Raw genomic sequence first — 25,302 nt, 5'->3', positions numbered from 1 at the left:
TGGCCCGCCCGCGGCGGACTCCCAGGCAGCGGAAAGGCCCCCGCCAGGGGGCCTTTCTTCAGGCGGTCTGAACAACAAATTCAGACTCTCTCGCGCCGGCGTTCAGCGGCCGGTTCCCGGGCTTCGTGGGTCCTTCCGCGACGCGGGAAGGCCCAGAAAGTGAAGTCCTGGGCCGCGTAATGCGGCTCCGGACGGTCCGGCGGTGTTTCCTGGCGTTCTTCGGGTTTCCGGTCGGCTTGCTTCTTGGCACGCCAACCGAAATCCTCCATCGATGAATAGCACATCACAGACCTCCTCATAGTGGCTGCCCCTTAATCGTCCTCCGGATCGGCCCCGGAGTCGACCCCCGGAGCGGTTCAAACTGTCATCAGAAGCCGAGCTGGGCCGCCACCTGGAGCAGGACCAGTTCCGAGCCCGCCGGCCCCACGAGCTGGATTCCCATGGGCAGGCCGTGCGCTGGCCGCCCACCGGTCCAGTACACGGGAATCGTGATGGCCGGCAGGCCGCAGACGTTCACCATGGAAGACCACGGCGCGAATTCGCACTGCCTGCGGTAGTCGCCGTCGGCGTCCCCGGGCCATTCCGCGGCCGGCCACGGTTCGTCGCCGTGCGTGGCGCCGGTAAACCAGCCCACCGGGCGGGGCGTCTGCGCCAGGGCCGGCATCAGCATCAGATCCCAGCTGCCGTACTGCGTGATGGTGTCGCGTTCGAATTGCCGGAGGAAAGCCAACGCTTCATTGAGCTTTGATGCGCTGCGCTGCTGGGCCCGGCGCCTGAACGTGCGGGTCAGCGGGGCCAGGAGCGCTTCGCGGTGCGGACTGATCCGGGCGGTTCCGACGGCGGCGGTCCACGCAGTGGTGAAGGCGTCCGGGTAGCGGTTGTCGTAGCGGATGGCGGCTTCGCTGACGGCGTGCCCGGCGCGCTCCAGCATTTCCAGGCCCGTCTGCAGCGCGGCTAAGGTTTCGGGTTCCGGGGTTATCGGGAAGGTGGTGGACCAGGGGCTGTCCAGGGTCAGACCGATGCGCAGAGGACGCGGTTCGTGTCCCACGGCGCCGAGATAAATATTGTCAGGGGACGGCACCAGAGCATCCATCAGCAGGGCCGCGTCGGCCGCGCTGCGGGCCAGGGGCCCCGCTACCACCAGCCGGGCGGGGTCGCTTGAACTTTCGCCGGACGGCACCACGCCACGGCCGGGTTTGAGGCCCACCAGGCCGCAGGCGGCGGCCGGGATACGGACGGAACCGCCGCCGTCTGTCCCCGGCGCGAACGGAAGCAGGCCCGCGGCCACCGCGGCAGCGCTGCCTCCCGAGGAGCCACCGGAACTCCGGCTCGGGGCATGCGGGTTGCGCGACGGCGGTGCAATGCGGTTTTCGCTGTACGCCGTCAGCCCAAACTCCGGAACCTGCGTCTTGCCCAATGGGACAACGCCAGCGGCCTTGAGGACTGCGGCCAAGGTACCGTCGGCGAGTGCCGGTTTGTGGTCAAGTGCAGCGCTGCCGTGGGTGGTCATCACGCCGGCGACGTCGGTCAGGTCCTTGAACGCCACCGGCATGCCATGCAGGAGCGGCAGGCCGTCCGTCCTGGCCCCGGAGGCCTCCGCGGAGTCGGCTCCGAAGTCTTTTCGGAACCGGGCGAACCGTGCATCGGCGGCGGCCGCATCGGCCATGGCCTGTTCTGCAGTGATCGTGACAAAGGCGCCCAGCAGCGGATTCTGCTCGGCGATGCGGGCCAGGAAATGTGCGGCGACGTCCCGCGCTGAGAGCTCTCCTGTGCGGAGCGCATCCCGCAGTTGGACGGCGGTCAGTTCGTGGATGTCAGCGGTGGAACCGGTTGTCTGATCAGCGGGCAAAGCCCCTCCTCAGGGTCATTTAGAAGCGTAGCCTGCATCAGCTTTCGGCAGGCACGGCAGGGCGGCTGACGCTAGGCTGGAAGGAGACCCGTGATTCTCCGAAGAAGGACTCCCATGAGCGATTTCGATTCTGTGCCCGTCAACGACGTCCCGGCCGACGCCGTGATTCTGGACGTCCGCGAAGACTACGAATGGGTAGCCGGACATGCCGAGGACGCTCTGCACGTCCCTTTGGATCAGCTTCCGGCACGGCTTGACGAGTTGGACCCGGACCAGGACGTTTACGTTATCTGCCGCACGGGCGGACGGTCCTTCCGTGCTGCGCAGTGGCTCACCGGCCAGGGCTATACAGCCATCAACGTGGCTGGCGGAATGGACCAGTGGCTCGAGTCCGGCAAGCCGCTTGTGTCCGATAACGGCCTCAAGCCCCTCGTTCTGTAGTTCAACCCGTATCTGTGTCCATCACCCAAGAGGAATCCATGCCCGCGACGCCCGTTACGTACACTTTCCTTGGGCCTGAGGGCACGTTCACCGAAGCGGCACTGATGCAGGTACCGGACGCCGCCAAAGCCACGCGTAATCCGGCCGCCACCGTCAACGCGGCGCTGGACATGGTCCGCGACGGCTCTGCGGACGCAGCGATGGTCCCCATTGAGAATTCGGTCGAAGGCGGCGTCACCGCCACGCTGGACGCTATCGCCGGCGGACAGGAGCTCCGGATCATCCGCGAAGTCCTGGTGCCCATCAGCTTTGTCCTGGTGACCCGGCCCGGCGTGGAGCTGGCGGATATCCGCCGGATCTCCACCCACGGCCATGCCTGGGCGCAGTGCCGTCTGTGGGTGGACGCGAATATTCCGGGCGCGGAATATGTTGCGGGTTCCTCCACCGCTGCGGCCGCAATGGGGCTCCTGGGCGACGAAGCCCACTACGACGCCGCGATCTGTGCGCCCATCGTGGCCCAGGAGCAGCCGGGGCTGACCGTCCTGGCAGAGAACATCGGCGACAACCCGGGGGCCGTGACGCGGTTCATCCTGGTGAGCAGGCCGGGCATAATGCCCGAACGGACCGGTGCGGATAAGACCACAGTGGTAGTCCCGCTGCCGGAAGACCGTCCGGGTGCGCTGATGGAAATCCTGGACCAGTTCGCCACGAGGGGCGTGAACCTCAGCCGGATCGAATCCCGGCCGACAGGTCAGTACCTTGGCCACTACTTTTTCAGCATCGACGCCGACGGGCACATCGCGGATGCCCGTGTGGCCGATGCCTTGGCTGGGCTACACCGCATCAGCCCGGCCACCCGCTTCCTGGGCTCCTACGGGCGGGCAGACGCCCAAAGCCCCAGCGTCGCGCAACACACTTCGGACGAGGCATTCCGGGCCGCGCATGAATGGGTCGGGCAGATTCTGCAGGGGGAATGAACGCGGCTGGACGACGACCAAGGCTTCGCCCACAGCGTAGGTCAAGGTACTTCCGCGGGATAGTTACTGTGCGTATGCTTGCCTGATCCACCTGGGGGATGGCCCCTAACGAAGGGAGCAGGTCATGAATACCAGCAGCACAGACAATGACGGCCAGGGCATGATCGTTAATCCCAAGCCCGCAGTCGACAATCAGGACTGGGACGGCGACGACGCGGACCGCGCTGACCGCCTGCGCTTCGAAGAGGAACAGGCCATGATCCGTGAGCAGTCCGAGGCGCGTGCCGCGAAGGCCGCAGCCGAGGCTGAAGCGGTCAAGAAGGCAACTGCCTGAGGCCAGGGCTGCTTAGCCCTGCTGGCCTTTCACCCTGATCAGGAGAGACCGCGGCTCCACCCGGACGGTGAGCTTGGTGGCCAAACCGGATGTGTCGCCGTCGATTTGTGTGGGCATGGGCTCCGGGCACTTGATGACGATACGGCCGGCCCGGTACATCGTCATGATGGGCAGGTTGCCTTTATGTTTGAAGAGGATTTTCGCGTACATGGCGAGCCAGCCGATGGCGCTGCGGGGGCTCATGACCACCACGTCCAGCATGCCGTCGTCGATCATGGCTTCCGGGATGAAGTCGATCCCGCCCGGGACCAGCCCACAGTTGGCAAAGAGGACGCTGCGGATGTTACGGACCTGCTCAGGCTTGTCATCCAGTGCGACTGAGACCTTCCTTCGCCGCCCCGGCAGGTGACGCATTCCGGCTTCGGTATAAGCGAGCCAACCCACGGCTTTCTTTAGGCCGTCATTGGTATCAGCGAGTATTTCGGCGTCCATGCCGATCCCGCCGATCACCAGGAACGCGTGCTCGGAAGAGTGTCCCGTGCGGGAATTCTCGATGCCCATCCGCGCGGTATCAATGTAGCGTTGGTGGCCAAAAAGCGCTGTCTGCACGTTGGCGTGGAGGTCGTTGACATCCAGATCCACGTTTCGAGCCAGGAGGTTTCCCGTTCCCAGGGGAATCAGGCCCATGGCCACATCCGTATGTGCGAGGGACTCAGCCACCACGCGCACAGTACCGTCCCCACCGCCCACCAGAACGACGTCGGCCTTGTAGTCCAGCGCCGCCCGGGCCTGGGAGTACCCGGGGTCCTCGGCGGTCGTCTCGATGAAAAGAGGCGCGTCCCAGCCGGCGGCCAGGCAGGCGCGCTGGATGGCTTCCTTGGCTTCCGGGGCACGTGCCTTGACGGGATTGAGGATGACCACCACGCGTTGCTGGGTGAGGCCGGTTTCGTGTGCTTCTTCGTGGACTGCGCTGCGGATGTGCAGGGCTTTGAGCCTGCGGACGCCCCACCAGCTGGAGACGGCGAAGGCCAGCGCCGCCGCGCTCAGGACGTAAAGAAGCCAGTCGTTCATGGTGCTTCAACAGTAGCCCGGCCGCGGCGCCGCGATTCCCGCCGTCCGGCCAGGAGGTGCTGGGTCCGCCGGATTCGATACTCTTGTCTGGTGATCGACGTAAAAGAGCTCAGCGAAAACCCGGACAAGTTCCGTGCCAGCCAGCGCGCCCGCGGCGCAGACGAAACAGTGGTGGACGCGATCATCGCCGCAGACTCCGCGAGGCGGGCCGCCCTGATCCGCTTTGAAAACCTCCGCGCCGAGCAGAACGTTTTCGGCAAGAAGGTGGCGCAGGCCAAAGGCGACGAGAAGAAGGCCCTGCTCGCCGAGGTCAAGGAACTGGCCAACACTGTGAAGGCCGCATCGGCCGAAGCGGACGCCGCCCAGGCCAAGCAGGACGAACTGCTGCGCACCATCCCGAACCTCATTGAAGACGGTGTCCCCGAGGGCGGCGAGGACGACTACGTGGTGGTCAAGACCGTTGGCACGCCCCGAGGGTTCCCCGATTTCGAGCCGAAGGACCACCTGGAAATCGGTGAGCTGATCGGCGCGATCGACATGGAGCGCGGTGCGAAGGTGTCCGGCTCCCGCTTCTACTTCCTGCGCGGCGTGGGTGCACGCCTGGAGATGGCGTTGCTGCAGATGGCCATGGACCAGGCCATCGAGGCGGGCTTCGTGCCCATGATCACGCCAACTCTGGTGCGCCCCGAAACCATGCAAGGCACCGGCTTTGACGTAAAGCACGACGCCGAGATCTACCGTCTCGCTGAGGACGACCTTTACCTGGTGGGCACCTCCGAGGTTGCCCTGGCCGGGTACCATGCGGACGAGATCCTGGACCTGACGGACGGCCCCATCCGGTTTGCCGGGCAGAGCTCCTGCTACCGCCGCGAGGCCGGCTCGCACGGCAAGGACACCCGCGGCATCATCCGCGTGCACCAGTTCAACAAGGTGGAGATGTTCGTCTACACCACGGTGGAAAAGGCCGCAGCCGAACACGAACGGCTGCTGGCGTGGGAAGAGGAGATGCTGGCCAAGTGCGAGCTTCCGTACCGGGTGATCGACACCGCTGCCGGGGACCTCGGCATGTCTGCGGCCCGCAAGTTCGACTGCGAAGCCTGGGTTCCCACGCAGGGTGCCTACCGTGAGCTCACGTCCACCTCGAACTGCACCACGTTCCAGGCCCGGCGCCTGAACATCCGCGAGCGTGTGGTCAACGACGAAGGCGTAGCCAAGGGGACCCGTGCCGTGGCCACGCTGAACGGCACGCTGGCCACCACCCGCTGGATCGTGGCCATCCTGGAGCACCACCAGAACGCCGACGGCTCGGTCAACGTCCCGGCCGGACTGCAGAAGTACCTGGGCGGGATGGAAGTCTTCCCGGTCCTCTAGGCTCGCGGAGCCCTGGACGCAGGATTCATGGGTTTGTTCGCGGATCTGAACCTTGAAGGTCCGGATCCGCTGATACGCCCAGGAATACTCACACCGGGGATAACCAGTGAGTATTTACCGGCTGTTCACGGGCGTTGTGGCCTGCGTCCTAGCCGGTTTCAGGGGGTCTCTGGTCTACTGGACGTATGACTACATTGACTGAAACCACAGTCGCCGGCATCGATGACCAGCGGATCGCAAACGAAATCAGCACCACCAACTTCATGGTTGCCCTGGACGTGGACGGAACCTTGGTGGACCACGACGGCCACATGTCCGCCACTGTCCGTGAGGCCGCCCAGGCCGTGGTCGGCGCCGGGCACGACGTCCTCATCGCCACCGGCCGCTCCCTGAACGCCACATTACCCATCATCGAGCAGATCGGCATTGACCGCGGCTACGCCGTTTGCTGCAACGGTGGCGTGACGCTCCGGCTGGATCCGGACCTGACTGACGGCTACGAAATCATCCACAAGGCCACCTTCGATCCGGCGCCGGCGCTCCGTGCGCTGCGGGAGAAGCTGCCCACGGCTAAGTACGCGCTGGAGGACGAGGACGGCAACTTCCTGTCCACGGAACGCTTCCAGGATGCCAGCTTTGGCGTAGAAGCGATCGGCGTCGACTTCCAGACTCTCCTGGACGCCACCGCGGTCCGCCTGGTGGTGTTCAGCACAGAAAACACGCCGGAGGAATTCTCCGCAACCATCAAGGAAATCGGCCTGGCTGGCGTTACCTACTCGGTCGGCTGGACCGCGTGGCTGGACATCGCCGCGGCCGGAGTCACCAAAGCCAGCGCGCTGGAACGGCTCCGCGGCCAGTTGGGGATCGAGCCCCACCGGACCGTGGCCATTGGCGACGGCCGCAACGACATCGAAATGCTGGGCTGGGCCGGGCGCGGAGTCGCCATGGGCCAGGCCCCGGAGGAAGTCATCGCCGCCGCGGATGAGGTCACGCATTCAGTATTCGACGACGGCGCCGCGCACGTGCTGCGCAGTCTCCTTTAGGGGGCGTACTTGATCAGCCAAAACCCCGCTCAAATCTTCAACGTCGGCGCCATGGGGCGATCACCGGCGCAGTGCAGTGACGGCACACTGTAAAGGCGCCCAGCAAAAGGCGTGAGTCAGCAGCAAGCCGCGTGGACTCGGCCGCGGTCATCGCACCTCGAGGATGAGTGCCAGTAACCGCGAGGCGGCGGGACGGGCAGCGTGTTCTTCGTTCCACTGGGCCCTGGCCACTGCCTTGCTGACGGCCTGCGTGGTGATACCCAGTTCTTGGGCCACTGCTTTCTGCTGTCCGCGGACGCCGGGGGTCATGAGGTCCAGGACCCGCCATTCAGCCCCCGATCTGTCCCTCACAATGTGGCCCAAAAGCCGCAGCACGGCCTCGGCGTCGTGGGCGACGTCCGCCAGCGGTCCTTCCACGGCGACCGGGATGCGTTCTTTGCTGTTCCGGAGCCGGTCCACCGCGCGCCGGGCATAGATCAGGCCGTGGCCGGAGGCATCCTTGACCTGGTTGGGAAGTGGTTCATTGACCGGCCCGACGCCCAGCCCCACGTACCAGGAACCGCAGCGCAAGGCGATCAGTGCAGCTTCTACGGCCTGGTTCGGGCAGTCCACAATGCCTTGGACCTCGTCCTCCACAGAACGGTCGAAATCCAGGCGCGCGGGTATATGCCGCAGGTCCTTCAGCAGCTGCGGGACGCGGTCGCCGTCGCGCCGGCTATCCGTTTGGTTGATGGTCAACGTGAACATGTGGATCAAAGACTACCGGTTCGTCGTTGGCCCAAGGCAAGTCGGCGACCGGTCCTGATTCAGGCAAAACCAAGCCTGCCGGGAGGTTGTGCCACGTGCCGATACGTGTTGCGATGGAGGCTCAGCTGCCGTCGGCGGCGCGCAGCTACGTGAGGATCATCATGGCCGGCAGCACGGGGCAGGACGTCTTGGAGCAGGAAACACTGAACCTTGTGGACCGTTGGTGGCGGGCCGCGAACTACCTTTCCGTGGGACAGATCTACTTGCGCTCAAATCCGCTGCTGCGGGAGCCCCTCGCCGCGGACCACACCAAGTCCCGGCTCCTGGGCCACTGGGGCACCACTCCCGGGCTGAACTTCGTCTACGCACACCTGAACCGCGTGATCCGCCGAGACTCGCAGGAAATGCTCTTCGTTGCCGGTCCGGGCCATGGCGGTCCTGCTGTAGTGGCGAACGCCTGGCTGGAGGGCACGTACTCCGAAATCTACGGCCAGGTTGGCCCCGACGAGGCAGGAATGGCCGAACTCTTCCGCCAGTTTTCCTATCCGGGCGGCATTCCCAGCCACGCGGCGCCGGAGACCCCGGGTTCCATCAGCGAAGGCGGCGAACTCGGGTACGCGCTGGCCCACGCCTACGGGTCCGTGTTCGACAATCCCCAGCTGATCACCGCCGTCGTGATCGGGGACGGTGAGGCCGAAACGGGGCCGCTTGCCGCGAGCTGGCACTCGCACAACTTCCTGGATCCGGCCGCGGACGGTGCGGTGCTGCCCATCCTGCACCTGAACGGCTACAAGATCGCCAACCCCACCATCCTGGCGCGCATGCCGCAGGAACAGCTGGAGCAGCTGCTGCGCGGTTACGGTCACGAACCGTATTTCGTGACCGTCCAGGACCCGGACGACACGGAGCAGGCGCACCGGGACTTCGCTGCCGCCGTCGACACCTGCCTGGCCGGGATCCGCGCAATCCAGGACTCCCGTCGGGGCGGAGCGGACGGGGCCGGCGGGAAAGCACACGACGGCGGCACTGCAGCCGGTGCCCCAGAAAACGGCGCTGCGCCGCACTGGCCCATGATTGTGCTGCGCTCGCCCAAAGGCTGGACAGGACCGCGGATAGTGGACGGACACCAGGTTGAGGGCACCTGGCGGAGCCACCAGGTCCCGCTGACGGAAGTCCGCACCAACGGAGCACACCTCAAGCAGCTGGAGGAGTGGCTGAAGTCCTACCGTCCGGAGGAACTGTTCGACGCCGACGGCCGGCCCCGGCCCGACGTAGCCGCGAACGCGCCCGCCGGGAACCTCCGGATGAGCGCCACCCAGCACGCCAACGGCGGAATCCTTCGCACACCGCTGAAGCTGCCCGCCTACGCCGCCCACGCCGTTGAGGTCGCTTTACCGGGGACGGAACGGACCAGCCCCATGATCACCCTGGGCTCGTGGATGCGGGACGTCATCAGGCTGAACATGGAGAACTTCCGCCTCTTCGGGCCGGATGAAACGGCATCCAACCGGCTTCAGGCCGTCTACGAAGTGACCGACAAGGTCTGGCAGTACCGGATTGACGACGCCGACGAGCATCTTGCGCGTTCGGGCCGGGTTCTGGAGGTGCTCAGCGAACACCTGTGCCAGGGCTGGCTGGAAGGCTATCTCCTGACCGGCCGGCACGGGGTGTTCAGCTGTTACGAAGCCTTCATCCACATCGTGGATTCCATGTTCAACCAGCACGCCAAGTGGCTCAAGGTCCACCGCAAGCTCCCGTGGCGCCAGCCCGTGGCGTCGCTGAACTACCTGCTCTCGTCCCATGTGTGGCAGCAGGATCACAACGGTTTTTCGCACCAGGATCCAGGGTTCATCGACCACGCGGTGAACAAAAAAGCCGAGGTCATCCGCGTGTACCTGCCGCCGGACGTGAACACCCTGCTGTCCGTCATGGAGCACTGCCTGGCGTCCACCGACTACGTGAACATTGTGGTTAGTGGCAAGCAGCCATCGCCCACCTGGCTGGGCCCGGCCGACGCCGAGAACCACTGTCGGAGGGGACTGGGCATCTGGGAGTTCGCGGGTTCCGAAGTGGCTGGAGAGGACCCGGACGTTGTTCTGGCGTGTGCCGGGGACGTGCCCACGGTGGAAACGGTGGCCGCGGCCGAACTGCTGAAGCGGGGTGTCCCGGGGCTCAAGGTCCGGGTGGTCAACGTGGTAGACCTGATGCGGCTCCAGGACGCAAGTGAGCACCCGCACGGCCTTCCGGCGTCGGACTTTGACGGCATCTTTACCCCGGACAAACCGATCATCTTCGCCTACCACGGCTATCCCACGCTGATCCACCGGCTGGCCTATCGCCGCACCAACCAGGAAGGCCTGCACGTGCGCGGCTACAAGGAGGAGGGAACCACCACAACCCCGTTCGACATGGCCATGCTCAACGGGATCGACCGCTTCCAGCTGGCCATCGACGCTATTGACCGCGTACCCGGTCTGGCCGAAAAGCACTCGCTGCTGCGGCAAAGCCTTCAGGACCGGCGGATCCAGGCCCGCGGACACACCCGCACGCACGGCGAGGACCCGGAGGAGATCCGGAACTGGGTACTCAACGCCTGAACAGAAGCAACGCGGGGTCACTTACGGCCGGTCCGCCCGCCCAGGATGGGCCGGAAGTGACCCCGCGTTGCAATCATGGTGCGTCACATCGAGCGGTACTCGAGCGCGCCGGGAATTCCGCCCGTCTCACCCAATCCGTCGCCACGGGCGAAGGCTGCCCACAGCCGGCGCACCTCACGGCCCACAGCGTCGATCTCATCCCAGGTTGCGCCCTTGAGGAGCCCGGCGGAGGCCCAGGTCTGCTGGTTTCCGAACAGCAGGGGCAGATCAACCGTGTGGGCGGCCCGGTAGAAGTTCCCGGGCGCGCCCCAGGACAGCAGGTAGCTGTAGGCCTTGCCCCCCGCGCGGGCGTGGCGGCGGGCAAATTTGCGGGCGGATCGGCCGTAGACAGCCTCCGTCACCGCCCAATTAACGGCCCGCACGGCAACGTCACCCAGCAGGGGGACCTTGCCCAGCCAGCTGACCACTGGACTCCGGGGAAGGAACAGACGGGCCTCGTCGGAGGTGTGCCCGATCAGCACCTCGATGCCCGGGGCCGTGGCGTTCCAGGCCGCCTCAACGCGTGATTCCGGTGGCAGCGGGGCGTGCCCGTATTGGGTGCCGAACGGCATGGCTGCCATCAGGCCGTATTTCCGGGCCACCTGAGACACATGGCCTTCGATGTCCACCACGTCCAGCATCGGGGTGTCTTCCGTGACGGCTTCGGCCGCGATGCCCATGGCGCGGCTCATCTTGTGCCGGCCGCGGGTGATCCCCAACGGTGCACTCTGGATGATGGCCCGCTGGAACAGGGACGGCGCCTCCGGAGTGGCCATGAGGTGGACTACGGAGTCGCCGCCTGCCGACTGCCCGAACGCGGTGACGCGCCCCGGGTCGCCGCCGAAGGCCGCGATGTTGCGCTGCACCCACCGGAACGCTTCCAGCTGGTCCAGCAGGCCGAGGTTCGCGGGCCGGCCGGTGCCGGTGGCCAGGTAGCCGAACAAGCCCAGCCGGTAGGTCACGGACACCACGACGACCCGGTTCTCGGACACCAGGGACTTGGCGTCAAAGATCGCCAGGTCGCCGGAGCCCGACGTGTAGGAGCCGCCGTGCAGCCACACCATGACCGGGACGTGCTCGCCGCCGGCAAGCCCTTCCGGGACGGTGATCGACAGGCGATGGCAGTCTTCACTTCCGGGGAGCTCGCCATACCGGGTGCCCAGGATGTCGTCCAGGAACGGAACCGGGCCCTGCGGGCAGGCCGGTGCGAGGGTGGTGGCGGCATAGTCGGCGGTCCAATCGGACGCGGTCACCGGAAGTTGAAAACGGCCCGCGGTGGCGTAGGGAATGCCGGTGGCCCGCAGCACCGCACCGTCCCGCCACCCGGTGATCGGTCCGCACGGCGGCTGAAAATACGGCGGTTCAGAATACGGGGCACTCAAAGGCTGGAAACTCACCCTTCACCTTAAACCACAGCGCGGGGTCACTTCCTGCCCAATTCCGGAGGTGGAATGGGCGGGAAGTGACCCCGCGTTGCAGGCCGGTGGGATCAGTGCGTTGCCGGCACGTAACGCTTGATGGAGGCTTCCAGCTCGGCCTCGGCGGCGGCGCGGTCGCCCCAGCCCTCAGCCTTGACCCACTTGCCCGGCTCCAGGTCCTTGTAACGGGTGAAGAAGTGCTCGATTTCCTTGATCAGGAAGTCGCTGACATCGCTGATTTCCTGGATGTGGTCAAAGCGGGCGTCGACCGGGACGCACAGGACCTTGGCGTCGCCGCCGCCGTCGTCGGTCATGTTGAAAACGCCGATGGGGCGGGACTCAACGATGACGCCGGGGTGCAGGTCGAAGTCCTGCAGGAGCACCAGTGCGTCCAGCGGATCGCCGTCTTCGCCCAGGGTGTTCTCGAAGAACCCGTAGTGCGTGGGGTACTGCATGGAGGTGAAGAGAACGCGGTCCAGGCGGACGCGGCCGGTTTCGTGGTCAACTTCGTACTTGACTCGTGATCCCTTGGGGATCTCGATGGTCACGTCGTGCTTCATGGAATGCTCCTCGGCAATTGCAGGGGGTTCGCGGCACAGGAGACGAACAACAAAAAGGAGTGTCGGTGCCGCCGACTACTATTGAGGATATAGCGAGAGGCCCAGGTTTCAGGAACTTGCGGGGAAATTTCAGGACTTGAGGACCAGCACCAACATGAAGGAAACATCGGGCGCCGCAGGGATAAGGGCGGCGTTCCGGCGCACGGTTCAGCGCGGGCTGCAGGCCTGGCCCACCGCGCTGCTCTTGGCCGTGATCGTTATCCTGGCACTCCCCGCCGTGTGGCTGGTAGCCCCTGCTTTCGTCGTCCCGCCGCCGGCAGCCACGCCGGTGGTGCCCGCCTGGCAGCAGCTCCCGGCCACGCTTTCCCCCCGGCAGGGCCTGGCTCCGCTTGCGGAGTGGGCGCCCGTTCCGCTGCCCGCCGCTGTCGCCGCGCAGTTGGACGCCGTGTTAAAGCCCGACGGCGACGGCAGCTTCACAGGGCTGGTCCAGGATGCGCTCACTGGCCAGGTCCTGTTTGACCGGGGCGGTTCGGAGAGCCGCATCCCCGCCTCCAATATGAAGCTGCTCACCGCTGTGGCCGCCCTCCGGGCGATCGGGCCGGACCACCGTTTCGGCACCAGGGTTCTAGCTGGGCCCGCCAGCAATCAGGTGGTGCTGACCGGCGGCGGCGACGTCCTCCTGGGCGCCGGTGAATCCGCGCCCAACCAGGTAATGGGCCACGCAGGGCTCGCCACCCTGGCCACCGCCACCGTGGACGCGCTCCAGGCCATTGGAACAACCGGCGAACTGAAGGTCCTGGTGGATGATTCCCTGTTCAGCGGCCCCGCCTTGAACCCCGTCTGGGCTGACGGGGACGTTGCAGCGGGCGAGGTGGCGCCCTTGTACCCGCTGGCACTGAACTCGGCGCGCTTTGACCCGGCTGTGGCCACCGGCCTGCGCCCCCAGGACTCTGCAATCACCGCCGCGGAGGCGTTCGCCGCGCAGCTCAAGACTGCAGGCGCCGCTGCGGGACTCACGGTAGCGGCCGGCGTCGACCGTTACACTGCGCCTTCCGGCGATGCGCCCCCCGCTGAAGAGCCGGCGGTCCTTGCCGAAGTCCAGTCCGCCACGATGGGCCAGCAGGTGGACCTGATGCTGCAGACCTCGGACAACTACCTGGCGGAGGTCCTGGGCCGGATGGCTGCGTCGGCGGCCGGGGAGCCCGCCAGCAATGACGGCGCCACCTCAGCAGTCCGCACACAGCTCGTGAACCTGGGGATCCCCACGGACACCATGCGCCTGGCCGATGTGTCCGGTCTGGCGTTGGCCAACCAGGTCTCTGCCCGCCAGTTCGCGGAAGTGGTGCGTGCCATCACCACCGGGCCCGACACCCGTTTGCGGGCTGCGCTGGATGGATTTCCGGTCGCCGGGCTGACCGGAACCCTGGACACCCGCTACGGGGATGACACCACGGCCCGCGGTGCCGGTCTGGTGCGGGCCAAGACCGGGACTTTGAACTCGGTGATCGCTCTCAGCGGCTACGTGGTGGACGCAGACGGCCGGCTCCTGGTCTTCTCCTTCATCGGCAACGACATGAAGCCTGGCGCCGCCGGGAACAGGGAAGCCCTGGACCGGGCCGCCACGGCGCTCGCCGCCTGCGGCTGCCGCTAACCTGTTCCTACCGTAACCGGGTTCCTACCGTAACCGCTGCCCTGCCCCACAATAGCGGGGCCGGGGCAACACCGTTCGGGCGGGTCCCGACTGCTGTTATGCGGGCAGGCTCTTTTTATGAGCACGTACTTGCGGCGGGCGGAAAAACAAGTACCGGCTACTCGTGACACTTGACGAAGGCCGGCCCTACACTCGACCACACACGGGGCTCCGTGTTTGGCAACGCAAAGAACCTCCGACGTCGAAACGTCATGAAGGGGTGAGGCTGGTGTCCATTTCCGATCAAATTCCGTGATGCCGCCCCGACCCTCTCCCGCCGAGACGCGGCACGGCATGACCTTGTGCTTGCAGCCGCGCGTTCGGCGGCTCTCCGCGCTCCATAGAGGGCGTCTTCGGATCGCCTCGGACCCGGCGCGGTTTCGACAGCGCTGCCCCTCGGTGAGCTCCGAAACGGGGCGCCCGTGGCAGTTGCTGAAAGCAATGAATTCCGACAGCGAAGGCCACAATCATGTTCCAGCCAAGTAAGCAACCATTAGCCCTCAGTTCCGCTTTCACGCTGCTCCTGACGATGTCGACTGTGGCGTCGTGCGCGGCGCCGAATGCCGGGCAGGCGCAGCCCAACTCCACCGGCACTTCGGAGCCCGCATCGCCGTCAGGGTCACCGACAGCGACGTCGCAGGCGCCAGAGCTGTGCGGGCCAGGGTCTGCGATCAACTTCGACAAGACGGCCTTCCAAGGCTCTCCGACGATCAACAACAAGTGGTTTCCGCTAAAGCCAGGCACAAAGTACACCACCACCGGTACGGTCGTCGCTGAAGATGGCACCACCGAGCGGAGGGTCACACACACCGTAACTGGCCTGACCAAGGTCATTGACGGCGTGAAAACCCTCGTGATGTGGGACCGCGATTACCAGGACGGGGCGCTGGTTGAATCGGAGCTGGCCTTCTTTGCCCAGGATAACGCTGGAGCGGTTTGGCTCTTCGGTGAGTATCCCGAGGAGTTCGAAAACGACAAATTTATTGGGGCGCCCAATACTTTCATCCACGGGATTTCCGGGAGCCAGGCCGGAATTGCAATGCAAGCGGAGCCCCTGACCGGCACTCCGGAATATGTTCAGGCGCACGCCGCTTCGGTAGGTTTCTTGGATTGCGGAGGTGTCATCCAGGAGGATGTCGCGCTGTGCGTCCCAACAGGCTGCTACGGAGACGTGCTGGTGATTGACGAGCACAATCCGCTGGAACCGGATGTAGGCCATCAGCGTAAGTACTATTCAGCCGGGACAGGGCTGGTAAAGGTGACAGCTGAGAGTGGTGTGAAACAGGAAACCCTGGACCTCGTCAAAGTTGAACACCTCTCGGACGCCGAACTGGCAGACATCAATAAACGAGCACTCGCGCTTGACCAACACGGATATGAGGTCAGCAAGGAGGTCTACGCCAACACGGCTCCTGCCGAAGTTGCCACCAAGACTCCGTGACGCGAGTGAAGGACAGCGCAACCGGCCGATTTCTGAAACGAACTACAGGCGCAGGTCACCGGATGCCCCGAGTCGTTCGCCGGTCAGCGAACTTAAGGACCATCCGCCGTCCGCTGTGATGTGATGGGGACTATGGAGTCCACTGCGCGTGATTCGTCAGCCCCGGCATCGTCCAGCCCGGCCCAGGCCCTGATCAACTGGGACCTGGCCGCGTCCACAGCGGCCCGGCTGGCCTCCGCGGGGCCCACCCTCAACTCGGCGGAAATCGGCGAAGCGGTGGACAGCCTGCGCCGCCTCGCGGACGCCTCCGTCCCGCACGTCCACGAAATCACGGGCCTCGAAGCCGCAAGGGACCTCCGCGACTCCTCTGTCCTGGTGGTGGACCGGGCCAGCTGGGCCAAGGCCAACACGCAGAGCTTCGCCGTGATGCTCAAACCCGCGATGGAAAAAATGCTCGAAAGCCGCCGCGGCAATGTCAGCCCGGCGGCGGCCAGCGTCAGCGGCGCCATCACGGGCAGCCAGCTCGGCGCTGTCCTGGCGTTCCTGTCCAGCAAGGTCCTGGGCCAGTACGATCCCTTCGCCGCGCTGGCCGAAGGTTCCAAAGCGCCCGCCGCCGGCCGCCTGCTTCTTGTGGCGCCCAACATCGTGGCTGTGGAGCGCGAACTCAACGTCGCGCCGGAGGATTTCCGGCTCTGGGTCTGCCTGCACGAACAGACTCACCGGGTGCAGTTCGCCGCCGCGCCCTGGCTCCGCCACCACATGCTTTCCGAGATCGACAACCTCAGCGGGCACCTGCTGGGCAACGTTGATTCGCTGATGGAGCGCGCGTCCGCCGCCGCACGGTCCCTCAAGGACCGGACCGCCACCGGCAATACTCCCGGCCGCGGCGCCATCCTGGACCTGCTGCAGAACCCCGAGGAAAAGGCGTCACTGTCCCACCTGACGGCCGTGATGAGCCTGCTGGAGGGCCACGCCAACGTTGTGATGGACGCCGTCGACGCCAGCATCGTCCCCTCCGTCAGGACCATCCGGCAGCGCTTCACCGACCGTGGCAAGGACCGCGGCGTGATGGAGAAATTCATCCGCAACCTCCTGGGCCTGGACGCCAAGATGCGCCAGTACTCCGACGGCGCAAAATTTGTCCGCTCGGTCGTGGCTGTGGCCGGCATGGAGGGCTTCAACCGGGTGTGGGAATCCGCCGAAAACCTCCCCACCGAGCCCGAAATCCATGACGCCAAGCAATGGGTTGACCGGATGGGCCTGTAGGTGCCCCACGCCCCCAATGTGCCGGACGCCCCAGGGGTTCCGGACGCCCGTACGGCTTCACGCGGACGACGGCGGCCCGGCAGGCTCGCGCCCGTCGTCGGCAAGGCGCGCAAAATGGTCCAGAACGCCCTGGCAGAGGCCGGCTATCCGGAGCACGTGCTGGTGGCCTGCAGCGGTGGTCCCGATTCGATGGCCCTCGCGGCGGTGGCGGCCTATTTTGCCCGCCGCGGCCACGTTGACGGGCACGCCCTGACGGTGGGCGCGGTGGTGGTTGACCACCAGCTGCAGGAAGGCTCGGCCCAGGTGGCTGCCGTCGCTGTCCAGACACTGAAGGAACTGGGCCTCTCCCCGGTGGACCTCCGGACCGTTACCGTCGCCAGCGCCGGGATGGGGCCGGAAGCCGCCGCCCGGGATGCCCGCCACGCAGCGCTGGAGGCTGCGGCCAGGGACTACGGGGCCACCGCTATCCTGCTCGGGCACACTCTGGATGACCAGGCCGAACAGGTCCTGCTGGGGCTTGCCCGCGGCTCCGGCACACGCTCGCTGGCCGGCATGCGGCCTGCCCGCGGCCTGTTGCTGCGGCCGTTCCTGGGCCTGCGCCGCGCGGATACCCTGGAGATCTGTGACGTCGAGGACCTTGAGCCCTGGCACGATCCCAGCAATTCGGACCCGTCGTTTGCCCGCTCCCGGACCCGGGTGGAAGTACTGCCGCTGCTCGAGGAAAAACTCGGACCCGGCGTGGCTGAATCGCTGGCCCGGACCGCGTCCATCCTGCAGCTGGACGCTGACTATCTGGAGGACGTGGCAGATCGCACATTTGCTGCCTTGGCCGAGCGGTCCGGATTCGAGGTCGGCCTTCCGGAGGAGGCCCTGGGGGAACTTTCCCCAGCCATCAGGTTCCGGGTCATCGCCAAGGCAGCGGCCGACGTCGGGGGCCAACAGCCCAGCTACCAGCGCCTTCTGGCAGCGGAAGCGCTGCTGCGCCGGCAGGGTTCTGCCGGTCCCGTGGAGCTGCCCGGCGGTGTGAGCGTGTACAGGCTGTCCCTCGCCGAGCTGGCCCAGCGGGACGCGGCGGAAACGCGGCCCGCGACCCCGGACGGGCCCGACGGCGGTGCCCCCGTTCCCCGTGAAGCGGCCCGCTGTGGGAAGCTAGTATTCCGGCCTCAAAAACCGCCCCAAGAATAGTCGCACCCCGCATCTACACAGGAGCCATTGGTGGATTCAAACGACGTCCAGGCAGACCTCAAGCACGTTCTCTACACCAAGGAACAGATCCAACAGCGGATCGCTGAGCTCGCTGCGCAGATCGACAAGGACTACGAAGGCCGCGAAATCCTTCTGGTCGGTGTACTCAAGGGCGCTGTGATGGTTATGGCCGATCTCGCCCGCGCGCTCCACAGCCACGTTTCGATGGACTGGATGGCAGTGTCCTCCTACGGCTCCGGCACCCAGTCCTCGGGTGTTGTGCGGATCCTGAAGGACCTGGACACGGACCTGATGGGCAAGGACGTTCTTATCGTCGAAGACATCATCGACTCCGGCCTGACCCTGTCCTGGCTCAAGACCAACCTGGAATCCCGCGGGACCTCTTCTGTGGAGATCTGCACCGCGTTCCGCAAGCCCACGGCCGCCAAGGTGGAGATCGACGTCAAGTACGTCGGCTACGACATCCCCAACGAGTTCGTGGTGGGCTACGGCCTGGACTACGCCGAGAAGTACCGCAACCTGGACTTCGTGGGCACGCTCGCCCCGCACGTTTACGAGTAAAGATCCAGGCACGGCAATGCCGGCGGCGGCCTCTTCGGAGGCCGCCGCCGGCATTTAAGCTGCCGAACCTACCGGGTCTGGACCTTAAGGCGTCGCCCGGAACCTGATAAGGGCGGGAAGCCCGGGCATTGGCGGAGGCAGGGTGACGCACAAGTTATTGCAGATAGGGCTGCTAACGCCTTTAGGGCCACACCCGCGGTCGGTATGTAGGCGGCGTATGCACTTGTGGCCCAGTAACCTGTTCAGGCCCTGGCCATGCCAGGGAAGCGATTACCCGTCTGTAGCCTTACTGGTACCGCACCAACACCATCAGGACGTGGAAGACCAATGACCAATAGATCAGTCGGTATCAAGGAAGTAGCAGTCGCCGCCGGCGTGTCTGTGACCACGGTTTCCCACGTCCTCAATGCCGTGTCGTACGCACGGATCAGCCCGGAAACCCGGGGCAAGGTGAAATCGGCCGCCGAGCAGCTCGGCTACGGTCCCAACCGCCTGGCCCAGGCGCTCCGCACCCAGCGGACCGGGATGCTTGGCCTGGTCAGCGAGGACATCGCCACCACACCCCATGCAGGACGCATCATCCTGGGCGCGGACGAGGCCGCCCGTGCCCGCGGCTACAACCTGATGATCATCAACACGTCCGGGTCCGCGAGCCCCGAAACCAGGGACGCCGACGTCGAGGCCCTCCTCGAGCGCCGCGTCGACGGCATCCTCTACGCCACCATGTACCACCGCCAGGTGCAGGTGCCGGTCAACCTTGGCAGCGTGCCGTCCGTTCTGGTGGACTCCGTCAGCACCAGCGGCAGCATCACCGCCGTGGTGCCGGACGAGGAGGGCGGTGCCCGTGCCGCCGTCGGAATCCTCCTGGCGGCCGGCCACACCCGCATCGGCTTCCTTAACAACACCGACGATGTCCCCGCCACCCGGGACCGCCTCCGCGGCTTCCGGGCCACACTTTCGGAGGCAGGGCTCGACGGCGACGCGGCACCTGTCGAATCGGAGGTCTCCGAAGTGCAGGGAGGCTATGAGGCGGCCCGCCGGATGCTGCGGCGCGACGACAGGCCCACCGGGCTGTTCTGCTACAACGACCGGATGGCCATGGGCGCCTACCGCGCCGCGGCGGAGCTTGGGTTGTCCATCCCCGGGGACCTGTCCGTGGTGGGCTTCGATGACCAGGAGCTCATCGCGGCGAACCTGTACCCGGCCCTGACCACTGTGGCCCTGCCGCACTACGAAATGGGTGCCTGGGCCGCCGATAACCTGATCGACGCCATCGAGGGCAAGACGGATTTGGCCCTCATGGCGCTCCACCCGACCATCTTGGACTGCCCGCCGGTGCGGCGCGATTCGGTGGCGGCACCCACGCGCTGACCGCTGTTGCGATAGGCCAGTTACAAGGGCCAAGGCCAGAACCTACCCACACCAGACCAAAGGACCCGCCACCGATGTCCAGTTGCCTTGATGACGCACGCCCGCAGACGGACCCGGCCGGAACGCCGCACCTGCGTCCAGCACTCCATTACACGGCGCGGGACACCTGGCTCAATGACTCCAACGGCCTGGTGTTTTACCGTTGTACGTACCACCTCTACTACCAGAACAACCCGGATGGGAACGTGTGGGGCACCATGTCCTGGGGCCAGGCAACGTCCACTGACCTGGTGCACTGGACCGAACAACCCGTGGCTATCGCCTGCGACGATGCCGAGGACATCGACTCCGGCAGCGTTGTGGTGTCTTCGCGTCCGTGGAGTCCGCCCCCGTGCCCCTGGAGGACGGCGTGCTCAGGCTGCGCATCGTCGTCGACCATTGCTCGGTTGAGGTGTTTGCCCAGGGTGGGAAAGTGGTCCTGACCGACCTGGTCTTCCCGCGCGTTGGAAGCAAGGGTTCGTCCGTGTTTGCCGAGACCGGCACGGCTATCCTCCGGAAACTGGCTGTCGCCGCAGCCAGCTGACCTGCGGAGTTCCGCTTTACCGTCCACATCCCGCTACGCCCAGAGGGAACTTTTGCGCAGCACCGTGCGTGAATTACTCCGAACGGTGTATAGCTAGTAGCTGATGCAGGACCACACGCGCGCAGACTCACTCGCCGTGCAGCACTACCAGGAGGGACGGGGCCAGCCCCCGAACAGATGAAAGCTAAGAGTTTCTTGAAGGGCCCGGGCATCTGGATCGTTGTTGTGATCGCCATGCTCCTTGTGGCTTTTGCAACACTGGCTCCCGGTGGTGCGGCACGGATCGATACGGACAAGGGCCTTGAGCTCCTTGCCGACAGCGGCAAGGTTGAGCAGGCAAAAATCTTCGACGGCGAAAACCGCGTTGACCTGACCCTCAAGGACAACCTGGATGTCAACGGGCAGGACAAGGGCAAGAGCGTCCAGTTCTTCTTTGTCGACGCCCGCGCCACCGACGTCGTCAAGGCCGTCACGGCTGCCAAGCCCGCCAACGGCTACACGGACCAGCCGATCGAAAGCAACTGGTTCTCCGGCCTGCTTTCGCTGCTTATCCCCGTCATCCTGCTCGGTGCGCTGTTCTGGTTCCTGATGACCCGGATGCAGGGCGGCGGCTCGAAGATCATGCAGTTCGGCAAGTCCAAGGCCAAGATGGTCAACAAGGACATGCCGCAGGTGACCTTCGTTGACGTAGCCGGTGCGGACGAGGCCGTGGAGGAGCTCCAGGAAATCAAGGAGTTCCTGCAGGAACCGGCCAAGTTCCAGGCCGTGGGCGCCAAGATCCCCAAGGGCGTGCTGCTCTACGGCGCTCCGGGAACCGGCAAGACCCTCCTGGCCCGTGCCGTCGCCGGCGAAGCCGGCGTGCCGTTCTTCTCCATCTCGGGCTCGGACTTCGTCGAAATGTTTGTCGGCGTGGGCGCGTCCCGTGTCCGCGACCTCTTCGAGCAGGCCAAGGCCAACTCTCCGGCCATCATCTTTGTTGACGAGATCGACGCCGTCGGACGGCACCGCGGTGCCGGGATCGGCGGCGGCAACGACGAACGCGAGCAGACCCTCAACCAGTTGCTGGTTGAAATGGACGGCTTCGACGTCAAGACCAACGTGATCCTGATCGCGGCCACCAACCGCCCCGACGTCCTGGACCCGGCCCTGCTGCGTCCCGGCCGTTTTGACCGACAGATCTCGGTGGACGCCCCGGACCTGATCGGCCGCGACCAGATCCTGCAGGTGCACGCCAAGGGCAAGCCGATGGCCCCGGGCGTTGACCTCAAGGCCGTGGCGAAGAAGACTCCGGGCTATACCGGTGCAGACCTCGCCAACGTCCTGAACGAGGCAGCCCTGCTGACCGCGCGCTCCAACGCCAACCTCATCGATGACCGCGCCCTCGATGAGGCCATCGACCGCGTTATGGCAGGCCCGCAGAAGCGCAGCCGCGTGATGAAGGAACACGAACGCAAAATCACCGCATACCACGAAGGCGGACACGCCCTGGTGGCGGCTGCCCTGCGGAACTCGGCGCCGGTCACCAAGATCACCATCCTCCCCCGCGGCCGGGCCCTGGGCTACACCATGGTGGTCCCGGAGAACGACAAGTACTCCATCACCCGCAATGAACTGCTGGACCAGATGGCCTACGCAATGGGCGGCCGCGTGGCGGAAGAGATCGTCTTCCACGATCCCTCCACGGGAGCCTCCAACGACATCGAAAAGGCCACCTCCACGGCCCGCAAGATGGTCACCGAGTTCGGTATGAGTGAGCGCGTCGGCGCGGTACGCCTGGGCCAGGGCGGCGGCGAACCCTTCCTGGGCCGCGACGCCGGGCACGAGCGCAACTACTCGGACCAGATCGCCTTTGTGGTGGATGAGGAAGTGCGCCGCCTGATCGACCAGGCGCATGACGAGGCGTACGCCATCCTCACCGAAAACCGGGACGTCCTGGACCAGCTGGCCCTGGAACTCCTGGAACGGGAGACCCTCAACCAGGCCGAGATCGCGCACATCTTCACGGACATCCGCAAGCGTGACTTCCGCGAGGTGTGGCTGTCCAAGGAAACACGTCCGGTCCAGCAGGCCGGCCCTGTGGAGTCCCGCCTGGAGAAGTCTGAGCGCGAAGCCCAGGAGGAAGCCAAGGAAGCCCGCCTCGAGGAACCGCTGGATGCGCTGCCGCCGCACCCGCAGGGTGTCCCGGATGACGCTGCGTTCCAGGGCGGCATCCCCGACTCGGGGCCTGACGCCACGCACGGCTAAGCTTTCTCCTGTGACTCACATCGACGACGACGACGCATCCGCCTCCGCCGGACACCCGGCGGAGGACGGATCCCACCACAATAAGCACGAGAAGGTGGACCGGCCCCGGATCGAGGCGGCCGTCCGTGAAATCCTCCTGGCCATTGGCGAGGACCCGGACCGCGGTGGCCTCGTAGACACCCCCAGGCGGGTGGCCAAGGCCTACGCCGAGGTGTTCGCGGGACTGCACCACGATCCCGCTGACGTCCTCTCCACCACGTTTGACCTGGACCACGAAGAACTGGTCCTGGTCAAGGACATCCCGTTCTACTCAACGTGCGAGCACCACCTGGTGCCGTTCCACGGGGTTGCCCATGTCGGCTACATTCCCTCCCACGACGGCAAAGTGACCGGGCTCAGCAAGCTGGCACGCCTCGTGGATATCTACGCCCGGCGCCCCCAGGTGCAGGAGCGGCTCACCACCCAGATCGTCGAAGCAATGGTCAGCCACCTCAAGCCGCGTGGCGCGATCGTCGTTGTCGAATGCGAACACATGTGCATGTCAATGCGCGGTGTCCGCAAGCCCGGAGCAAAGACCGTCACCAGCGCGGTCCGCGGGCAGCTTCATGACCCGGCCACCCGTGCCGAAGCCATGAGCCTCATCCTCGGAAGGTAAGTAACAGACCATGGACTCACTCGCTGCAGCCCCGGGAACCGGGCCCGCGACATCTCCGCTGCCCATCCTGCGCAAACCGCGCCCGGCCGCGACATTCGCGGACCTGCCCACCGGCCGCACCCTGGTGATGGGCATTCTGAACGTCACCCCGGACTCCTTCAGCGACGGCGGAAAGCACCCGACGGCGGACACGGCCATCGCGGCGGGCCTGCGGATGTTCTACGCCGGAGCGGACATCATCGATGTCGGCGGCGAATCGACGCGTCCCGGCGCGGAGGATGTAACCCTGGAGGAAGAACAGCGCCGGGTGATCCCAGTCATCGAAGCCCTGGTCAAGGCGGGCGCCCTGGTCAGCATCGACACCACGCACGCCGCTACGGCCGCTGCTGCCCTAAAGGCCGGCGCCGCCATCATCAACGACGTTTCCGGGCTGACCATCGAGCCGGAGATGGCCGAGCTCGTAGCCGCGTCCAAGGTGCCGTATGTCCTCACGCACCGCCGCGGCGACGCCCGCACTATGGACTCCCTGGCCCAGTACCAGGACGTTGCCGGCGAAGTGGTGGCTGAACTGGCCGGCGTCCGCGACAAGCTCTATGCAGCCGGGGTGGGCGAAGAGCAGATCATCGTGGACCCGGGCCTGGGCTTCGCCAAAAACGACGCCCAGAACTGGGAGCTTCTGCAGCACCTGGACCAGCTGGACAGCCTGGGGCACAAGCTCCTGGTGGCCGCGTCCCGCAAGCGCTTCCTGGGCACACTCCTCACGGTAGCCGGCAAGTCCGCCGTCCCGGAGGAACGCGACGACGCCACGGCCGCCATCACCGCGATCAGCGCGTCCCGAGGGGCCTGGGCCGTCCGTGTGCACGACGTCGGTCCCAGCCTTGACGCCGTCAAGGTGGCTGCGCGGATGGCCGCCGCCCCTACCACCACCTAGGCCGGGCACCCATGGACAGGATCATGCTGAGCGGTGTCACCGCCGTCGGCCATCACGGAGTCTTTGATTTCGAGCGCCGTGAGGGCCAGCCGTTTGTAGTGGACGCCGTGCTGCATCTGGACTTCGCCAAAGCCGCAGTATCCGACGACGTCCGGGACACCGCCCACTACGGCGAGGTGGCTGAGCGGATCACGGACTGGATCACGGGGGAGCCGCTGAACCTGATCGAGGCACTGGCCGTCCGGATCGCGGATGGCTTGCTCGCCGAATTCACCATCCAGGCCGTGGACATCACCGTCCACAAGCCCAAGGCGCCCATCGAGGTGCCCTTCGGCGATGTGGCCGTCAGCGTGCACCGGGAGAGGCCATGAGCGGCGGGTACACCAAAGCCGTCCTGGCCCTCGGCAGCAACCTGGGCGAGCGGAACGACACCCTGTCCGAGGCCGTTGCCGATCTGGTGGACCCGCCGGAGGTTCGCCTGCAGGCCGTTTCCCCGGTGGTGCAGACCAAAGCCGTGGGCGGCCCAGCCGGCCAGCCTGACTTCCTGAACATGATCATCACAGTGGAAACCACGCTGTCCCCGGCCGAGCTGCTGAAGCACTGCCAGGCCGTGGAAAACAAGCACCTCCGGGTTCGTGAAGTGCGCTGGGGGCCGCGGACGCTCGACGTCGACATCATCACCTACGGCGACCTCATCAGTGACGATCCGGTCCTGACCTTGCCGCACCCGCGTGCCGCCGGACGCGCCTTTGTGCTGTATCCGTGGTCACTCATCGAGCCCGCGGCCACCCTGGGCGGGCAACGCATCAGCGAGCTGGCTGCCCGCGCCCCCGACTTTGGCGATCTCGCCCCATTTGACGGTTTCGGCGATTACGACGGCGTCCCCACGGCCGGGGCGGTGGAGTAA

The 25,302-nt window shown here is 65.9% G+C and carries 24 protein-coding genes and 1 pseudogene; 19 read left to right on the top strand and 6 right to left on the bottom strand.

Annotated elements, in window-relative coordinates:
- Nucleotides 1-80: 80 nt before the first annotated feature.
- On the bottom strand, nt 81-284 hold the full coding sequence (locus DAD99_RS21565; protein ID WP_227007763.1) for a hypothetical protein: 204 nt from the start codon (nt 282-284) through the stop codon (nt 81-83).
- An 83-nt stretch (nt 285-367) separates the two neighbouring features.
- Nucleotides 368-1,849, bottom strand: coding sequence for an amidase (locus tag DAD99_RS07370; RefSeq protein WP_193340982.1), 1,482 nt, complete (start codon nt 1,847-1,849; stop codon nt 368-370).
- Between the two features lie 114 nt (nt 1,850-1,963).
- On the opposite strand from DAD99_RS07370, the gene DAD99_RS07365 reads away from it, so the two are divergent.
- From DAD99_RS07365 to DAD99_RS07355, 3 genes are all read left to right on the top strand, one after another.
- On the top strand, nt 1,964-2,290 hold the full coding sequence (locus DAD99_RS07365) for a rhodanese-like domain-containing protein (protein WP_193340981.1): 327 nt from the start codon (nt 1,964-1,966) through the stop codon (nt 2,288-2,290).
- Nucleotides 2,291-2,328: 38 nt separating this feature from the next.
- Nucleotides 2,329-3,267 carry a prephenate dehydratase gene (gene pheA / locus DAD99_RS07360; RefSeq protein WP_193341018.1) on the top strand — a complete coding sequence of 313 codons (939 nt, stop codon included), beginning with the start codon at nt 2,329-2,331 and terminating at the stop codon, nt 3,265-3,267.
- Nucleotides 3,268-3,391: 124 nt separating this feature from the next.
- Nucleotides 3,392-3,601: a hypothetical protein gene (locus DAD99_RS07355; protein WP_185262232.1), complete on the top strand. Its 210-nt coding sequence runs from the start codon at nt 3,392-3,394 to the stop codon at nt 3,599-3,601.
- A gap of 12 nt (nt 3,602-3,613) precedes the next feature.
- On the opposite strand, the gene DAD99_RS07350 is transcribed toward DAD99_RS07355, so the two are convergent.
- Nucleotides 3,614-4,672 (bottom strand): diacylglycerol kinase family protein, encoded by a 1,059-nt coding sequence (locus DAD99_RS07350; RefSeq protein WP_193340980.1) that lies wholly within the window; start codon nt 4,670-4,672, stop codon nt 3,614-3,616.
- 90 nt (nt 4,673-4,762) lie between these two features.
- Here DAD99_RS07350 and serS point away from each other — a divergent pair, with 90 nt between their 5' ends.
- Together serS and DAD99_RS07340 are read left to right on the top strand one after the other, a co-directional pair.
- Complete coding sequence (gene serS / locus DAD99_RS07345; protein WP_193340979.1) at nt 4,763-6,043, top strand: serine--tRNA ligase; 1,281 nt, start codon at nt 4,763-4,765, stop codon at nt 6,041-6,043.
- A gap of 185 nt (nt 6,044-6,228) precedes the next feature.
- Nucleotides 6,229-7,086: an HAD family hydrolase gene (locus DAD99_RS07340; RefSeq protein WP_193340978.1), complete on the top strand. Its 858-nt coding sequence runs from the start codon at nt 6,229-6,231 to the stop codon at nt 7,084-7,086.
- 147 nt (nt 7,087-7,233) lie between these two features.
- Here DAD99_RS07340 and DAD99_RS07335 read toward each other — a convergent pair whose 3' ends face one another.
- On the bottom strand, nt 7,234-7,833 hold the full coding sequence (locus tag DAD99_RS07335) for a hypothetical protein (protein ID WP_193340977.1): 600 nt from the start codon (nt 7,831-7,833) through the stop codon (nt 7,234-7,236).
- Between the two features lie 161 nt (nt 7,834-7,994).
- Here DAD99_RS07335 and DAD99_RS07330 point away from each other — a divergent pair, with 161 nt between their 5' ends.
- Nucleotides 7,995-10,430, top strand: coding sequence for a phosphoketolase (locus tag DAD99_RS07330; RefSeq protein ID WP_193341017.1), 2,436 nt, complete (start codon nt 7,995-7,997; stop codon nt 10,428-10,430).
- A gap of 83 nt (nt 10,431-10,513) precedes the next feature.
- On the opposite strand, the gene DAD99_RS07325 is transcribed toward DAD99_RS07330, so the two are convergent.
- Entirely contained in the window at nt 10,514-11,800 is a 1,287-nt protein-coding gene (locus DAD99_RS07325; protein ID WP_375372180.1) for a carboxylesterase family protein, read from the bottom strand.
- Between the two features lie 158 nt (nt 11,801-11,958).
- Complete coding sequence (locus DAD99_RS07320) at nt 11,959-12,447, bottom strand: inorganic diphosphatase (protein ID WP_185262238.1); 489 nt, start codon at nt 12,445-12,447, stop codon at nt 11,959-11,961.
- Between the two features lie 154 nt (nt 12,448-12,601).
- Between DAD99_RS07320 and dacB the strand changes: the two genes are divergently transcribed.
- The 13 genes and pseudogenes from dacB to folK all read left to right on the top strand — a co-directional run bounded on the left by dacB (nt 12,602) and on the right by folK (nt 25,302).
- The gene (gene dacB / locus DAD99_RS07315; RefSeq protein WP_193340976.1) at nt 12,602-14,098 is read left to right on the top strand and encodes a D-alanyl-D-alanine carboxypeptidase/D-alanyl-D-alanine-endopeptidase; all 1,497 of its coding nucleotides are present in this window, start codon (nt 12,602-12,604) and stop codon (nt 14,096-14,098) included.
- Between the two features lie 508 nt (nt 14,099-14,606).
- The gene (locus tag DAD99_RS07310) at nt 14,607-15,578 is read left to right on the top strand and encodes a hypothetical protein (RefSeq protein WP_227007762.1); all 972 of its coding nucleotides are present in this window, start codon (nt 14,607-14,609) and stop codon (nt 15,576-15,578) included.
- 132 nt (nt 15,579-15,710) lie between these two features.
- Complete coding sequence (locus DAD99_RS07305) at nt 15,711-16,844, top strand: zinc-dependent metalloprotease (protein ID WP_193340975.1); 1,134 nt, start codon at nt 15,711-15,713, stop codon at nt 16,842-16,844.
- A gap of 114 nt (nt 16,845-16,958) precedes the next feature.
- A complete protein-coding gene (tilS, locus tag DAD99_RS07300) occupies nt 16,959-18,029 on the top strand; it encodes a tRNA lysidine(34) synthetase TilS (RefSeq protein ID WP_193340974.1) in 1,071 nt (356 codons plus the stop codon).
- Nucleotides 18,030-18,059: 30 nt separating this feature from the next.
- Complete coding sequence (gene hpt, locus DAD99_RS07295; RefSeq protein WP_185262243.1) at nt 18,060-18,611, top strand: hypoxanthine phosphoribosyltransferase; 552 nt, start codon at nt 18,060-18,062, stop codon at nt 18,609-18,611.
- Nucleotides 18,612-18,938: 327 nt separating this feature from the next.
- Nucleotides 18,939-19,982, top strand: coding sequence for a LacI family DNA-binding transcriptional regulator (locus DAD99_RS07290; protein WP_193340973.1), 1,044 nt, complete (start codon nt 18,939-18,941; stop codon nt 19,980-19,982).
- Nucleotides 19,983-20,056: 74 nt separating this feature from the next.
- A pseudogene (locus tag DAD99_RS07285) lies at nt 20,057-20,347 on the top strand (glycoside hydrolase family 32 protein); the annotation flags it as partial.
- Nucleotides 20,348-20,358: 11 nt separating this feature from the next.
- Nucleotides 20,359-20,565 carry a GH32 C-terminal domain-containing protein gene (locus tag DAD99_RS22015; protein WP_309233219.1) on the top strand — a complete coding sequence of 69 codons (207 nt, stop codon included), beginning with the start codon at nt 20,359-20,361 and terminating at the stop codon, nt 20,563-20,565.
- A gap of 177 nt (nt 20,566-20,742) precedes the next feature.
- Nucleotides 20,743-22,809, top strand: a complete 2,067-nt coding sequence (ftsH, locus tag DAD99_RS07275; RefSeq protein ID WP_185262247.1) for an ATP-dependent zinc metalloprotease FtsH — start codon at nt 20,743-20,745, stop codon at nt 22,807-22,809.
- Nucleotides 22,810-22,819: 10 nt separating this feature from the next.
- Nucleotides 22,820-23,464, top strand: coding sequence for a GTP cyclohydrolase I FolE (folE, locus tag DAD99_RS07270; RefSeq protein ID WP_193340970.1), 645 nt, complete (start codon nt 22,820-22,822; stop codon nt 23,462-23,464).
- Between the two features lie 10 nt (nt 23,465-23,474).
- Nucleotides 23,475-24,395: a dihydropteroate synthase gene (folP, locus tag DAD99_RS07265; protein ID WP_193340969.1), complete on the top strand. Its 921-nt coding sequence runs from the start codon at nt 23,475-23,477 to the stop codon at nt 24,393-24,395.
- An 11-nt stretch (nt 24,396-24,406) separates the two neighbouring features.
- A complete protein-coding gene (gene folB / locus DAD99_RS07260; protein ID WP_193340968.1) occupies nt 24,407-24,766 on the top strand; it encodes a dihydroneopterin aldolase in 360 nt (119 codons plus the stop codon).
- A complete protein-coding gene (gene folK / locus DAD99_RS07255) occupies nt 24,763-25,302 on the top strand; it encodes a 2-amino-4-hydroxy-6-hydroxymethyldihydropteridine diphosphokinase (RefSeq protein ID WP_193340967.1) in 540 nt (179 codons plus the stop codon). The genes folB and folK overlap by 4 nt, the downstream gene beginning before the upstream one ends.

This window comes from Pseudarthrobacter sp. AB1, from assembly GCF_014926485.1.
Taxonomy (GTDB): domain Bacteria; phylum Actinomycetota; class Actinomycetes; order Actinomycetales; family Micrococcaceae; genus Arthrobacter.
Note: the sequence above shows the minus strand (reverse complement) of the source record. Positions and strands in the feature narration are given on the sequence as shown.

Coding starts and splice junctions, on each gene's coding strand:
- DAD99_RS07310 (WP_227007762.1), top strand. CDS start 14,607: ATGTTCCAGCCAAGTAAGCAACCATTAGCCCTCAGTTCCGCTTTCACG.
- folP (WP_193340969.1), top strand. CDS start 23,475: ATGGACTCACTCGCTGCAGCCCCGGGAACCGGGCCCGCGACATCTCCG.
- folB (WP_193340968.1), top strand. CDS start 24,407: ATGGACAGGATCATGCTGAGCGGTGTCACCGCCGTCGGCCATCACGGA.
- DAD99_RS07290 (WP_193340973.1), top strand. CDS start 18,939: ATGACCAATAGATCAGTCGGTATCAAGGAAGTAGCAGTCGCCGCCGGC.
- DAD99_RS07335 (WP_193340977.1), bottom strand. CDS start 7,833: ATGTTCACGTTGACCATCAACCAAACGGATAGCCGGCGCGACGGCGAC.
- DAD99_RS07330 (WP_193341017.1), top strand. CDS start 7,995: ATGGCCGGCAGCACGGGGCAGGACGTCTTGGAGCAGGAAACACTGAAC.
- DAD99_RS21565 (WP_227007763.1), bottom strand. CDS start 284: ATGTGCTATTCATCGATGGAGGATTTCGGTTGGCGTGCCAAGAAGCAA.
- DAD99_RS07340 (WP_193340978.1), top strand. CDS start 6,229: ATGACTACATTGACTGAAACCACAGTCGCCGGCATCGATGACCAGCGG.
- pheA (WP_193341018.1), top strand. CDS start 2,329: ATGCCCGCGACGCCCGTTACGTACACTTTCCTTGGGCCTGAGGGCACG.
- DAD99_RS07355 (WP_185262232.1), top strand. CDS start 3,392: ATGAATACCAGCAGCACAGACAATGACGGCCAGGGCATGATCGTTAAT.
- dacB (WP_193340976.1), top strand. CDS start 12,602: ATGAAGGAAACATCGGGCGCCGCAGGGATAAGGGCGGCGTTCCGGCGC.
- ftsH (WP_185262247.1), top strand. CDS start 20,743: ATGAAAGCTAAGAGTTTCTTGAAGGGCCCGGGCATCTGGATCGTTGTT.
- DAD99_RS07320 (WP_185262238.1), bottom strand. CDS start 12,447: ATGAAGCACGACGTGACCATCGAGATCCCCAAGGGATCACGAGTCAAG.
- DAD99_RS07350 (WP_193340980.1), bottom strand. CDS start 4,672: ATGAACGACTGGCTTCTTTACGTCCTGAGCGCGGCGGCGCTGGCCTTC.
- folK (WP_193340967.1), top strand. CDS start 24,763: ATGAGCGGCGGGTACACCAAAGCCGTCCTGGCCCTCGGCAGCAACCTG.
- tilS (WP_193340974.1), top strand. CDS start 16,959: ATGGTCCAGAACGCCCTGGCAGAGGCCGGCTATCCGGAGCACGTGCTG.
- DAD99_RS07305 (WP_193340975.1), top strand. CDS start 15,711: ATGGAGTCCACTGCGCGTGATTCGTCAGCCCCGGCATCGTCCAGCCCG.
- DAD99_RS07365 (WP_193340981.1), top strand. CDS start 1,964: ATGAGCGATTTCGATTCTGTGCCCGTCAACGACGTCCCGGCCGACGCC.